The organism is Rhodococcus sp. BP22, assembly GCF_014281965.1.
Classification (GTDB): domain Bacteria; phylum Actinomycetota; class Actinomycetes; order Mycobacteriales; family Mycobacteriaceae; genus Rhodococcoides.
On record NZ_JACFTB010000006.1, the window covers coordinates 285902 to 299241 of the forward strand.

Consider the following 13340-nt stretch of genomic DNA (forward strand, 5'->3'; position numbering starts at 1 on the left):
TCCAGTATGCGCCTACACTGTCGACCGTGAAGGTTCCAACGCCGTACGAGGACCTGCTCCGCCACGTTCTCGATTCTGGCACCGCCAAATCGGACCGTACCGGAACGGGTACCACGAGCATCTTCGGGCACCAGATGCGTTTCGATCTCAGCGAAGGCTTTCCGCTGATCACCACCAAACGAGTACACCTGAAGTCGATCGTCTACGAACTACTGTGGTTTCTGCGCGGCGAGTCCAATGTCGAGTGGTTGCGCGAGCACGGTGTCACCATCTGGGACGAGTGGGCGGCCCCGGACGGTGAACTCGGCCCCGTCTACGGCGTGCAGTGGCGATCGTGGCCGACGCCGTCGGGCGAGCACATCGACCAGATCTCCCAGGTGATGGAGACCCTCCGCACCAACCCGGATTCACGACGAATGATCGTCTCGGCGTGGAACGTCGGTGAGATTGCACAGATGGCGTTGCCGCCGTGCCATGCGTTCTTCCAGTTCTACGTTGCAGACGGCAAGCTGTCGTGCCAGCTGTATCAACGCAGCGCCGATCTGTTTCTGGGCGTTCCGTTCAACATTGCGAGCTATGCGTTGTTGACGCACATGGTGGCGGCGCAGGTCGGCCTCGAGGTCGGTGACTTCGTATGGACGGGCGGGGACTGCCACATCTACGACAATCACCGTGATCAGGTCGCCGAGCAGCTGACCCGCGAGCCATTCGCCTACCCGAAGCTGAGACTCGCACAACGTGATTCGATCTTCGATTACACCTTCGAAGATGTCGAGGTCGTCGGGTACGAGCACCACCCAGCCATCAAAGCGCCGGTGGCAGTCTGATGTCCTCTCGTCATATCGGCATGATCTGGGCGCAGACCACCGGTGGAACCATCGGCGACGGCGGGTCCATCCCCTGGCGAGTCCCGGAGGATCTTGCGCATTTCAAACAGATCACCGCTGATCACGCGGTAATCATGGGGCGAAAGACTTGGGATTCACTTCCGCCGAAGTTCCGTCCGCTGCCTGGACGTCGGAACGTCGTGGTCACACGCAACCCGGACTGGCAGGCGCGAGGCGCTCAGGTCGTCTCCAGCGTCGAGGCTGCGCTGAGTCTCACCGACGGCGATACCGCCTGGGTCATCGGCGGCGGTGAGATATATCGGGCGGCAATGCCGTTGGCGACGGAGTTGCAGGTCACCGAAATCGACCTCGATATCGACGGCGACACCTCGGCGCCGGAGGTCACCGGTGAGTGGTCGGCACTTACCGGACAATGGTTGATCAGCCGAAACGAAGGCATCCGATATCGCCACGTTCAGTACGGCAAGGCTTACCAAAGTACTTGATCTGCACAGTCATTCGAGCAGACCACTCTGACCGAAGCTTCTCGTGGGTCATACTGAGCGCATGGACAAGAAGTCACTCACCGCCCTTGCCCGACAACAGTTGAAACTCGCCGTCGGCACGTCCAGTGGCAGAAGTTCACAGACCGTCTACGGCGGCCATCAGCGCCATCTCCGTCAGACAGTGGTAGCTCTCGTCGCAGGTACCAAGCTTGGCGAGCACGACTTGTCCGGAGAATCGACCGTGATCGTCCTCAGCGGTCAGCTCAAGCTTGTCAGCGGCGCGAAGTCCTGGAAAGGCTCTGCCGGCGATCTCCTGGTCGTCCCGGACGCGAGACACAGCGTCGAGGCCGTCGAAGACGTCGCGTTTCTCCTGACCGTCTCCATCTAGGAGCCGCGAACCACCATCACCGGGCAGTCGGCAGTCTGGATCAACGCGTAGCTGGTGGATCCGAGCAACATGCCGGTGAATCCGCCTCGTCCACGACTGCCGACTACGATCAGCGCAGCCTGCTCGGACAACTGACTGAGCACGCGCACCGGACGATCCTGTGCGACGACGCGCCGCACCTCGACGTCTGGGTACTTCTCCTGCCAGCCCGCAAGGCTTTCCGCGAGCACGGCTTGTTCGGACGCAGAGATGACTTCCCAGTCCTGCGGTACACCTGCGCCATGCGCGAGACTGACATCGGACCAGACGTGCACCGCGATCAACGCCGAACCACGTTGCGCTGCTTCTTCGAACGCGGCAACGATCGCAAGCTGATTGATTGCCGAGCCGTCGACTCCGACCACTACCGGCCCCTGAGCCGGCGGCAGACCATCCATGGACCGCCCACGGACCACCACGACAGGGCAGGTGGAATGCGCGCTGAGCGCGACCGCCACCGATCCGAGTACCCCTGAATCCGACTCGCCGAGCCCACGCGCACCGAGGACGACGAGGTCGCTTCTGGACGACTCGTCGAGCAGAACGTCGACTGTGTTGCCCTCGCGCACTTCGACGACGATGTCGAGAGGGACACCTTCGACCGACTCACGGGCGAGAATGCGGGCGGCATCGAGTCGTGAGCCTGCTACTGCGTGCGCTGTTTCGCCAGGGTCTCGCGGCGTAGGTGAAAGATGCGGCGCGATGGCGGTGACGATGCGCAACACCGCGTTCCTTGCGACGGCAGAATGGGCGGCCCAGATCGCCGCACGGTCCGCCGATTCCGATCCGTCGATGCCCACGACAATGATTCGGGGTCTGTTCACGTGCGAACCTCCGGTAAGGATCAGATGTCGGCCCAGGATAGACGACCTGCGGTCCTGACGGGGAAACAAAAGGTGCCTCTCTCCGGTTCCATCATCGAAACCGGAGAGAGGCTACTTTTCCCACAGACCCCCCGGGGAGCTATTTCCTCGTACGTCGCCCCTACGACGCACGGAGCTTTTGGGCCTCGATCACTTCCGCCTGGTTCTCCAAGTCGTCGAGGAAGTCCGAGAGAATGGCCGTGCTTCCCGCGCCCCGGCCGAGATCGACACGGTCGAAAATTCGCCAGTGCCTCAGGATCGGCAACAACACTTCGTCGAGATGACGTCGCAGATCATAGATCCCGTTGCGTGAGACAAGCATCGCGCTGCGTTCGAAGCCTGGCATACCGGTGCCCGGCATCCGAAAGTTGAGGATGACCTCGGTGATGGCCTTCGCCATCTGGGCAGGTGCAATATCGAGCGCGGCAGACGCTGCGTCGCGAAGAAAATCCAAGTGCAGTTGCTGGTCCGCGACGATGCGGCCCAGAAGTTTCGTAGCCACCTGATCGTTGCACTCGGCCGCGGTGTTTCGATGACTGACCATAGTGGCCATGACGTCGACCGTGGCGTGAACGATCGACCGCAGCAGGTGCTGCCCTTCCATCGCGGACTCGATCCCCACGGTCATGCACTGAAAACGCGCTCGGTCCAACGCAACCGGGTCTACGCTTTGCGTCGCCACCAGGTATCGATGGATCGCCTCGGCGTGACGCTTCTTCTCACCGTTCCACTCGTACATCCACTTGGACCACGTGTTGCGAGCGGCACTCACCCCATACACTTCGCGGTGATCGAGGGCTGTACTACTGTGCGTGAGCAGCGTGGTGACCAGCGCTGCCTTGGCGGTTTCGGTCAGGGTGGATCGACGCTGACGCCAATACCTCTCGGGATCGACATACTCCGCCGGGTCCCATGTGGTCGCTGCAGCCAAGTGTCTGTGCAGATTTGCTCCGATCACGGGTTCCAACTCTCGAAGCAATACCAGTTGACTCACCGCTCCGCTGACCATCCACACCCCCTCGCTCGCATCTCGCACGTTTCTCAGCCCGATCGACAACGCTAAGCGGTCGACCACCGTGGCGCGAACCAGATTCTGATTGTTTAGGCCATGTCGCAAGCCTCGGGACATGAAGTTGAGAGCCTTCACAAACTCATTTTTTCAAACCCTGGATAACGCGTTCATAACATCCTATGATCAAGTCCGTTAGAGGCCCGGAAACAAACTTGAAGTATGGAAAAATGTTCAGATACCGTGTCTCGCTCTAAAAAATGCAAGTTTGCACTATAAAACGTGTGAGTAACTTTGTTCCCTCCAGAGCTGAAGTTCCTACCCGAAGGGCTGATCTGTGACCGTTCACAACACGAAGAGTCTCGGAATAATGGTCGCAGGTGAGCTCGCGTCCGCTCCGCTTCGCGATTTCCGTGCCGTGGCGCGCCAACTCGTCGGCCACTTCGCCGCCAACACTCCCTGCGGTTCACTGCCCGGCGAGCAGTTGCACGGCGACGTCACCGAATTCACCGTCAAATGCATCAGCATCGCGGTCCAGATGCTCGACGAACGTCGACCTCCCAACGAGAGTGATCTTGCCCAACTGCGAGCCAAGGCGAGCCAGTGGGCACGCGAGGGCGTTCCACTCGAATCAGTGCTGACCGTCTATCACGAGGGTATTCAGATCGGTTGGAATCTCGTATCCAAGCGCGCAGGCGAAGGTGACACCAGCAACCTGATCGAGGCGGCCAGGATGTTCGTACTGCTGTCCGAGAAAGTATCCATCGCGGCGTCCAAGAGCTATGTCGAGGAACTCCAAGCAGTCGCCAGCGAACATCACACAGCTGCACACACATTGGTCTCCTCACTACTCAGCGGCCACAACGCCGTCGCAATTGCGCGGCAGTCCGGCATAGAACTAGCCGAGAGCTACCTGGTACTCGCAATCTCCGTCCCCCCGCACCCGGACGAGAACGACCCGGCGATCCAGAAGACAGTGGCGGCCCGACGCAAGCTACGACGCGTACAAGCCGAATTGGCGACGATATGCGGCCGCACTCCGCTGTCGATGCTGAGCACCGAGGGCGGCACTGTGCTCATCCCCGGTGTCCACGACGAAGAATGGGTCGAAGCTCTGGTGCATCGCATCAGCACCGCCGCCGAAGTGCCCGTCACCGTGACAGCCGAGCAGGCCGCCATGACCGACATCCCCACAGCGGCCGACCAGGTCCATGAACTTCTTGCGCTCGCGCACCAACTTCACCGACCTTCGGGGCTGTACCGAATGGACGATCTGGTCCTCGAATACCAGCTCACCCGGCCTGGTCCAGGCCGCCGTCACCTTCGCCAGATCCTGGAACCACTCGATTCTTCGCCGGAGTTGCTCGAGACACTCGAGATTCACATTTCGCACGACCTCAACCGACAGCGATCTGCGCGGCAGCTACATCTACACACCAATACTGTCGACTATCGGCTCAAGCGCATCGCTCAGCTCACCGGTTTCGATCCGACCCGGCCCTCGGGCATCCGCCACCTGCAAGCTGCGCTGGTCGCACGCCGACTCGAAGCATCTCAGGGTGCTGCTTAGAAAATCCCCGCCCAGGGTAGTAACAGTGAAGGAATAGTTGCTCCAGGGTTGTGGTTGAACACTTCGACAGCGTTCGATCCATGCCCCGGGTACCAACAACATTGCCGCTTCGAGCGGCCTCTTGCCGAGAGGCGCACTGGCGGACGCTGTCACTACAGAGAACCGCCCGCACATGTGTGGGCGGTTCTCCTTTTTGGAACGGGAGCCATGAACATGGCAGCACTGTCGCTTCGCCTCGACCGCGTCGTCAAGCAGTACTCGGCCGGAGATCAACCGGTACGAGCCCTCGACGGCGTAGATCTCACGATCGAGGGTGGACAGTTCGTCTCGCTCGTCGCTCCCTCCGGCGCGGGGAAGAGCACCTTGTTGCACATGCTCGGCGCCCTCGATGTACCCGACTCGGGATCGGTCATCTTCGACGGCGTCGACATCACCCGGTTGAGCGACAACGAGCAATCGGACTTTCGACGGCACAAAGTCGGCTTCGTGTTCCAATTCTTCAATCTGCTCCCGACGATGTCGGCGTGGGAAAACGTCGCTGTCCCCAAACTTCTCGACGGAATGCCCATACGTAAGGCAAAAGCCGATGCCCTCCGGCTGCTCGACATGGTCGGCATGGCCGATCGAGCCGAGCACCGGCCCGCGCAACTGTCCGGTGGACAGATTCAACGCATCGCCATAGCCCGAGCTCTCATCATGAATCCGGCGCTGCTGATCGCCGACGAACCGACCGGCAACCTCGATTCCAAGACCTCGCAGACCGTTCTGAACATCCTCGCCGACATAGCCCACGACAGCGACGGCACCCGAGCCGTCGTCATGGCGACGCATGATCTCGAGGCCGCTCGCAATACCGACCGGGTCATCAGCATGCTCGACGGCCGGATCGACACCGACGTCCTGTCGGGTTCCGGACTGTGATCGAAACCGCTCTCAGCCGATTCCGAGTTTTCGGGCTTCGAGATCTGCGCACACATTGGGTTCGATCGCTCGTCTCAGCGGCCGTCGTCGCCGTCGCCGCAGGTCTGCTCATCGCAGTGCTCGGAACATACGGTTCGCTCACCGGATCGGTCGAACGGCTCACCGCCTCCATTGCCGGCAACGCGGACCTCGAGGTCATCGGCGTCACCGACAGTGGGTTCTCCCAGTCCGAACTCGATGTGGTTCGTGCAGTACCGGGTGTCGACGCGGCCGTTCCCATGCTCCGCAGCGACCTCGTGACCGGGAACGGGAGGATCACCGTCATCGGCGTCGACTCCTCGATCACCGCACTGGACTCCGATCTGCAATCCGCCGTCTCCGGATCGGTCACCCGATTCGCCGAACCGGGAGCCGTGCTCGTCGGACCCTCGACGGGATTACGGGAAGGCGAGAGTTTCGAGGTCGGCGGGACACCGTTGACCGTCGCCGGTGTAATCACCGGTGCAGGATCGCAACGCATCGGTGGCGGAATGTTTGTTCTCGCACCACTGAACTTGGCGCAGACACTCACCGATCGCGCGGGAAAAATCGACTCCATCTTCGTGATCGACAATTCGGATCGAGGTGTCAAGGAAGCACTGATCGACGCCGTCGACGGCCGCGTCGCGGTGATGGACCCCGACTTCCGAGCCGATCGAGCGGACGCCGCGATCAGCCTGACACGCAACGCGACGTTGATGGTCTCGCTCATCGCCTTCGTAGTCGCGGGCTTCCTCGTGTTCAACGTCATGAACATGGCAATAGCCAAACGCCGACCCACCATCTCGGTATTGCGCTCACTCGGCGGCAGGCGATCGACCATCGTCCGCGATCTCCTCGGTGAAGCAGCCCTCGTCGGACTGATCGGCGGGGCAATCGGCACTCCACTCGGAATTTTCATGGGCCGCATCGCCATCAGCAGCCTGCCGCCCTTTCTAGTACAAGAAATCGACACTCGCATCGAATACGTGCTGCCGGGCTACGCCATCCCCGTAGCGATCATCGCCTGCATCCTCGCCTGCGTCGGTGCCTCCGCGCTCGCCGCAGTTCAGGTGTACCGAATCTCGCCGGTGGAAGCACTCGCCGTCGGGGGCTCGGAGACCGACGCCGGCAGAAGAAGGTCCGTCACAGTAGGAGCGGCCGCACTCGGAGTGCTCGGCGTCGTCGGAGCCGTCGTGCTCGCGTCCACAATCGAAGGCCAACTCACCCTCGCCGCCGGCGCGCTGTTCCTGGTCGGCGTCGTCGCTCTCTGCGTCAGCGGAACCGATCTCATCGTCGACGCCGTCGCCGCACTCCCCCGCCGCTGGGGCGGCGCAGGCCGACTCGCGACGGCCACCGTCGAACGAGCACCGCGACGGATCTGGGCGACGGTGATGACCATCGTCGTCGCCGTCGGAGTCAGTGTCGGAGTGTCGGGAGCCCTGGACAATTTGACCTCCGCAGCGACGGATTCACTGTCCTCTCTCGGACGCACCGACATCTACGTTTCGCTCACCCCCAGCTCGGTGGTGCCCGCGGGCTCCACGTTGGATCCTGCAGTGGTGCAACGTGTCCGCGACACCCCGGGGGTACAGAACGTGGTAGAAGGCCAATGGGCCTACGCCACACTCGACGAACAATTCGTCTCCATCCAAGCCGTCGGCGAGGGCAGCAACGCCGTCACCCTGTCCGTCCTCGACGACGACGTTCGCGCTGCAGTGCTACGCGGTGACGGTGTCGCGATCTCCCGCACACTCGGTGAAGCACAGGACATTTCAGTGGGAAGCATCATCGAACTCCCCACCCCGACAGGCATCCGAGAAGTCGAAGTCCTGGCACTCGTCGACTACCTCAACGCCGCAGGGGGAACAATGGCCATTTCGCTGCAATCGATGCAGCAATGGTTCGACCGCCCCGGCGCGACCTACCTCGAAATAGCCGTCGACGGCGACGCCGCCACCGTGCTCGACGAACTCGACTCCACCCTGCCGCCCGAGGTCTACGTGTACTCGGGTGAGGAAGCGCTGGCAGGGGCCAGCGGGTCCATCGCACAGGCCGGGGCACTGGCCGTCGCGCTCCAATGGATCGTCGCACTCGTCGCCGCCGTCGCACTACTGAACACACTGACACTGTCCGTCCTCGAACGCCGACGCGAACTCGGCGTCCTACGCGCCATGGGCGGGCGCCGCGGCACACTCGCACGGATGGTCATAGCGGAGGCAGTCGCCGTCGGGATCGTCGGCGGCATCCTCGGCATCGGAATCGGCGCCGCCCTGCAATACCTCAGCACCCTCATCCTCGGCGCCAGCACTGGAATCTTCATCCCCTACTCCATCGGGCCGGCCGTGGTGATCTACGGACTCGTCGCACTCGCCCTCTCGCTCATCGGATCGGCACCCCCAGCCCTCCACGCTGCACGTTCGACAATCGTCGACGCGATTGCCGCCGACTGACAAGGCGAGTTGTACACTCGCACGTGCACAACTCGCCTTCGTAGCTCAGGGGATAGAGCAACCCTCTCCTAAAGGGTAGGTCGCAGGTTCGAATCCTGCCGAGGGCACCAAATCTCTTCATCCGCTCTGAACAGAATTGCGCTCACCCGTTCCGGACCAGCGCTAGGGTTCGGCCCATGGCTGAGGTCATCAGCATTCAATCGCGCCGGCCGCCGCGCACTCCGACACGGCGAAGCCGCCCAACCGGACGACGGCAATGGAACCGTTGTGGCACGAGGTGGTGGGCCGTCGACTACGCAAACGCCGACAGTCCCGTGGCGACACATTGTCCGACACCGCGACGCGCGCCGAAATTTCACCGCAGTACCTTTCCGAACTAGAACGTCGTCGGTGCGCTGGGAACGTCCATTGCCGAGATCGCCGGCCTCGCGCACCATGACCTCACCCGGGTGGCGTCAGCATGCTTCCCGCTCAGCGGTTCTTCAGAACCTGGTCGACCGATTCCGTAGTCGAGAGCTGCCGACGCAGTCAGCACCGAGTCGCGGTCGGTGTCATGCCGGAGCGTCGCTACGTCTCGGCCGGTGTGCTCGGCGAGTATTGCCCTCCGTCTCCGACCGCACACGCACCACCTCGGCGGCTGCCAGGATGAGGTCGGGGATTGGTGCCGCGACCTTGCGCTGCGGGCTGATACAAGACCACCCGACTGTGGGTCAATGCAGCTCGACGTCCCGGCGAACCTGCGGCAAGCAGGACTGCCCCCGCCGCGACCGCCTGACCGATACATGTAGTTGCAACCGGAGATCCGATGAACTGCGCGATCAGTGCATTCGCAACACCCGCATCGATGCCGGTTCCGACGTACACGATGCGTTCGCTGAGTAGGTGCGAATAGACATCGACGACTCGTTCGCCGCGTGAATCTCGTGTGATGACATTGGGATTGGTACGAACTCATCACTGCACCCCCACCCCGACCGGCATGCTCCACTTCGACTGCCAAACCGACGATGCCTGCGGAGCTTTGGTGCAACAGTTGTCGGCGGAGGTCGGAGGAGAACATTCGCGGTGTCGAGTCGGTCATGGCTCCACTATGCCCACGAGAACCGTTGCATCCCAATACCTCTGCCGAGAGAAGAGATGTTCGACGCCCATCCGCTCATAGCAGCGGGGTGTAGGTCGACAACTCCAATGGGGCTTGCGGATACGACTGGGGTTCGATATTGTCGAACATACGTTCGAGATTGGGGGATCTCATGCAGGTATCCGAGGTACTGGAGTTCGTGGCGCGACTGAACGAGCTGAAACCCGTGCCCGACGCGGCCACCGGAATCGACCTGATCACCGCACTGGAGACCGCAACCTGCGCGTGTGCAGCAGCCCAGGCAGTGGCCACCGATGCCGTCGCCGTCTCGATCAGCGAGCAACGGAAGGCGCTCGGGAAACCCAAGGCGCAGTGGCGGGCAGGCCTCGCCTCGCAGATCGGGCTCGCGCGGCGCGTGTCCCCGAACAAGGGTGCCACCTTCCTCGGATTGGCACGATCACTCGTCCACGAGATGCCACACACCCTCGACCGGTTACGCGGCGGTGAGCTCAACGAGTATCGCGCCATCCTGATCGCCAGAGAGACAGCATGTTTGACGGTCGAGGACCGGCAGGTCATCGATAGACGGCTGTGTGCGGACGGGCACATCCTGAATGGACTCGGTGACGACGCCATCGCCGCGAGGGCCCGCGCGATGGCCGCTGAACTCGATCCCGCGTCGGTAGTGAAACGCTTCGAAACGGCGTTCTCGGCGCGCCGCACCAGCACTCGACCGCAACCGGACTTCATGTGCCAATTCACCACGGTGACATCGATGGATCGCGCCGTCTGCATGTGGGCGACCCTCCGACGTGACGCCGACTCGATCGTCAATGCCGGCGGAGAGAGCCGAACCAGGGACCAGATCATGGCCGATCTGGCATACGAGCGCATCACCGGAACGGCATCAGCGGGCGCGGGCGCACCGGTGTCGGTCAACCTCGTAATCGCCGACACGACTCTTCTCGCCGACAGCACCGTCCCCGCCCACCTGCAGGGATACGGCGAAATCCCCGCAGTCATCGCCCGCAAGTTGGTAGGCAATGCGTGTGCGGACACCACACGGGTCGAGCTCCGCAGGGTGTATGCCACCCCCTCGACCGGCGCGCTCACCGCGATGGAATCGAAAGCTCGAATCTTCCCACCAGCGCTGGCCCGATTGATCGACCTGCGTGATCGAACGTGCCGAACACCGTGGTGCGACGCACCGATTCGTCACCACGACCACATCCGGTCCTACGCACGCGGGGGCGACACCAGCGCGAGCAACGGCGCAGGCCTGTGCGCCGCATGCAATCACACCAAGGAAGCAGACGGGTGGAGTGCCGAACCTCGAAAAGCACGGAAGCCCGGCGTCATCCACATCTACGACATGACCACACCGACCGGGCACGAGTACAGCTCGACAGCGCCGCCGATGCCCGTGGTCGTCAGCTACCCGTCGTTCGTCGAGCAAGAGTTGGTGATCGACCTCTCCGCGGCGTAGATGCCTGATCGGTCACTCCGGGAAGGAAACGACAGCGCCACCGGTTACACTGGTCATCGACGCGCGTAGCTGCACGTCAGACGTCGTGGAATGCTTCTACTTCCGCCCGGCCCCGGCCGCGTAGTCCATGTGCACCGCGCACAGGCTTTTCTTACGGCGATCGAAACTGCCCACCGGCAGTCTCGCCACCCCTTTGCACTTGTCGGGCGTACAGCCCGTGGTGCAACACCTTGCCCGAAAGGCGCATCACATCGTTATGACTACCTTTGCTTCACTCGGCGTTCCGAACGCGCTCGCCGAAGTTCTCTCCAGCCAGGGCAAGGTCGACGCCTTCCCTATCCAGGCTGACACACTTCCCGACACTCTCGTAGGACGCGACGTTCTCGGCCGCGGAAAGACGGGCAGTGGCAAGACACTCGCTTTCTCTATCCCCATGGTTGCTCGCCTCGCCGGACAGCTCCCAGGCAACCGCAAGCCAGGCCGCCCACGCGGACTGATCCTTGCGCCCACCCGCGAGCTGGCAACCCAGATCGCCGCCGCAATCGAACCGTTGGCAGCGGCGTACAAGCTCAGCGTCACTACCATTTTCGGTGGCGTCTCGCAGAACCGTCAGGTATCCGCCCTCAAGGGTGGCGTCGATATCGTCGTCGCATGCCCGGGTCGGCTCGAAGACCTGATGAAGCAGCGCCACGTCTCACTCGACGGCGTGCAGATCACCGTTCTCGACGAAGCCGACCACATGGCCGACCTCGGGTTCCTTCCGGTGGTGACTCGAATTCTCGCGGCTACCCCGCCGAAGGGTCAGCGTCTCCTGTTCTCGGCGACGCTCGACAACGGCGTCGACAAGCTCGTCAAGCGGTTCCTCACCGACCAGGTGACGCACTCCGTCGACGAAGTCGACTCACACGTAGAAGCCATGACGCACAGCGTCTTCGAGGTCGACGGTGTCGAAGCCAAGAAGAAGCTCGTGCAGCAACTGGCTTCGGGTACCGGACGTCGCATCCTGTTCATGCGGACCAAGCATCAGGCCCGCAAGCTCGCCAAGCAGCTCACCGAAGCTGGAATCCCGTCGGTCGACTTGCACGGCAACCTTTCTCAGGGTGCACGTGACCGCAACCTGCTCGCATTCTCCTCGGGTTCGGCGCGCGTACTCGTCGCCACCGACGTCGCCGCTCGCGGTGTGCACGTCGATGACGTCCAGCTCGTAGTGCACGTAGATCCGCCTGCCGAGCACAAGGCATACCTGCACCGCTCGGGCCGCACCGCTCGCGCGGGAAGCGCCGGAGATGTCGTCACCGTCGTTCTCCCGGAGCAGCGCAAGGACACCGCAATCCTCCTGCGCAAGGCCAACATCAAGGTGACCCCGGTCCGCGTCACGGCCGACTCACCTCAGGTGTCCGAACTCGTCGGCGAGCAGGCTCGGTATGTCGAGCCCGTACCGGTCAAGGCTGTTCAGCAGCCTCGTCAGGGCAGCCCACGCGGTAATGGGAGCTCACGCAGCAGCAACCCTCGCAGCGGCGGCGCTCCGCGTCGCAGTGGTGGTGGCGGTGGCGGCCAGGGCAGCCAAGGCGGCGCAGCACGCCAGCACGCAGCCGGCGGCGCCGGAGGACGTAGTCGTCGTCCCGCAGGGCCTGCCGCGAGCCGTACTCGCTAGATCAAACGAAGACTGTGCGCGCGCAACCGATGGTTGCGCGCGCACAGTCGTTTTCGGACTTGTTGTTACAGCGTGCGGGCGTAGCAGATCGAGGTCAGGGCCTCGACGTACGGGCCGAATGGCTCGATTCTGGTGTAACCCTCCCGCTCGTAGAACCTCACTGCGTCCAGTTGGCGCGATCCGGTCTCCAACTTGAGAGTGTGGATACCGTGAGCGCGCGCTGAGTCCTCGAGCTTGCGCAGGATGGCGACCGATACGCCGCGTCCGCGCTCGGCGGGAATGACGTACATCCGTTTGATCTCGGCCTCATTGCCCGCGAGCAACCTCAGTCCCCCGCACCCGATGCCCACCGACGAATCGTCGCGCGCGACGACGAATACCAGCATGTCCTCCCCGGACGGTGGCATCCCTGGTTCGTGGCTGCTGTTTCCGTAGCGAGCATCCAACTCCGCCCGCTGAGCGGCTCGTAATTGCGCCCCGGCCGGGGTATCCCCGTCTTCTTCTTCCACCGTGATCACTCGGGTA

Annotated in this window: 11 protein-coding genes, 1 tRNA gene and 1 pseudogene; 9 read left to right on the plus strand and 4 right to left on the minus strand. The window is 62.7% G+C overall.

The annotated features are described in order from the left end of the window. Positions 1-26 precede the first annotated feature (26 nt). The 3 genes from H2510_RS15225 to H2510_RS15235 all read left to right on the plus strand — a co-directional run bounded on the left by H2510_RS15225 (position 27) and on the right by H2510_RS15235 (position 1721). Positions 27-827, plus strand: a complete 801-nt coding sequence (locus tag H2510_RS15225) for a thymidylate synthase (RefSeq protein WP_186629127.1) — start codon at positions 27-29, stop codon at positions 825-827. Beyond that, on the plus strand, positions 827-1333 hold the full coding sequence (locus H2510_RS15230; RefSeq protein WP_186629128.1) for a dihydrofolate reductase: 507 nt from the start codon (positions 827-829) through the stop codon (positions 1331-1333). Before H2510_RS15225 ends, H2510_RS15230 begins: the two co-directional genes overlap by 1 nt. Before the next feature lie 61 nt (positions 1334-1394). Then, positions 1395-1721, plus strand: a complete 327-nt coding sequence (locus tag H2510_RS15235) for a cupin domain-containing protein (protein WP_186629129.1) — start codon at positions 1395-1397, stop codon at positions 1719-1721. On the opposite strand, the gene H2510_RS15240 is transcribed toward H2510_RS15235, so the two are convergent. Both H2510_RS15240 and H2510_RS15245 read right to left on the minus strand, forming a co-directional pair. After that, positions 1718-2584, minus strand: coding sequence for a universal stress protein (locus H2510_RS15240; RefSeq protein ID WP_186629130.1), 867 nt, complete (start codon positions 2582-2584; stop codon positions 1718-1720). The genes H2510_RS15235 and H2510_RS15240 overlap by 4 nt on opposite strands. 160 nt (positions 2585-2744) lie before the next feature. Beyond that, the gene (locus tag H2510_RS15245) at positions 2745-3632 is read right to left on the minus strand and encodes an acyl-ACP desaturase (RefSeq protein ID WP_186629278.1); all 888 of its coding nucleotides are present in this window, start codon (positions 3630-3632) and stop codon (positions 2745-2747) included. 337 nt (positions 3633-3969) lie between these two features. Here H2510_RS15245 and H2510_RS15250 point away from each other — a divergent pair, with 337 nt between their 5' ends. The 4 genes from H2510_RS15250 (at position 3970) to H2510_RS15265 (ending at position 8704) form a co-directional block, all read left to right on the plus strand. Then, complete coding sequence (locus tag H2510_RS15250; RefSeq protein ID WP_136169803.1) at positions 3970-5202, plus strand: CdaR family transcriptional regulator; 1233 nt, start codon at positions 3970-3972, stop codon at positions 5200-5202. Positions 5203-5424: 222 nt separating this feature from the next. Then, the gene (locus H2510_RS15255) at positions 5425-6123 is read left to right on the plus strand and encodes an ABC transporter ATP-binding protein (protein ID WP_186629280.1); all 699 of its coding nucleotides are present in this window, start codon (positions 5425-5427) and stop codon (positions 6121-6123) included. Continuing rightward, entirely contained in the window at positions 6120-8594 is a 2475-nt protein-coding gene (locus H2510_RS15260) for an ABC transporter permease (protein ID WP_186629131.1), read from the plus strand. The genes H2510_RS15255 and H2510_RS15260 overlap by 4 nt, the downstream gene beginning before the upstream one ends. Positions 8595-8628: 34 nt before the next feature. After that, positions 8629-8704, plus strand: a tRNA-Arg gene (locus tag H2510_RS15265). A 389-nt stretch (positions 8705-9093) separates the two neighbouring features. Here H2510_RS15265 and H2510_RS15270 read toward each other — a convergent pair. Further along, positions 9094-9524 (minus strand): annotated as a pseudogene (locus tag H2510_RS15270) (ClpP family protease); the annotation flags it as partial. Between the two features lie 323 nt (positions 9525-9847). Here H2510_RS15270 and H2510_RS15275 point away from each other — a divergent pair. Together H2510_RS15275 and H2510_RS15280 are read left to right on the plus strand one after the other, a co-directional pair. Then, positions 9848-11161 (plus strand): HNH endonuclease, encoded by a 1314-nt coding sequence (locus H2510_RS15275; protein WP_186629132.1) that lies wholly within the window; start codon positions 9848-9850, stop codon positions 11159-11161. Between the two features lie 256 nt (positions 11162-11417). After that, positions 11418-12815, plus strand: coding sequence for a DEAD/DEAH box helicase (locus H2510_RS15280; RefSeq protein ID WP_186629133.1), 1398 nt, complete (start codon positions 11418-11420; stop codon positions 12813-12815). Positions 12816-12880: 65 nt separating this feature from the next. Here the strand turns inward: H2510_RS15280 and H2510_RS15285 are convergent, their stop codons facing one another. After that, positions 12881-13333: a GNAT family N-acetyltransferase gene (locus tag H2510_RS15285; RefSeq protein ID WP_315901384.1), complete on the minus strand. Its 453-nt coding sequence runs from the start codon at positions 13331-13333 to the stop codon at positions 12881-12883. Between the last annotated feature and the right edge of the window lie 7 nt (positions 13334-13340).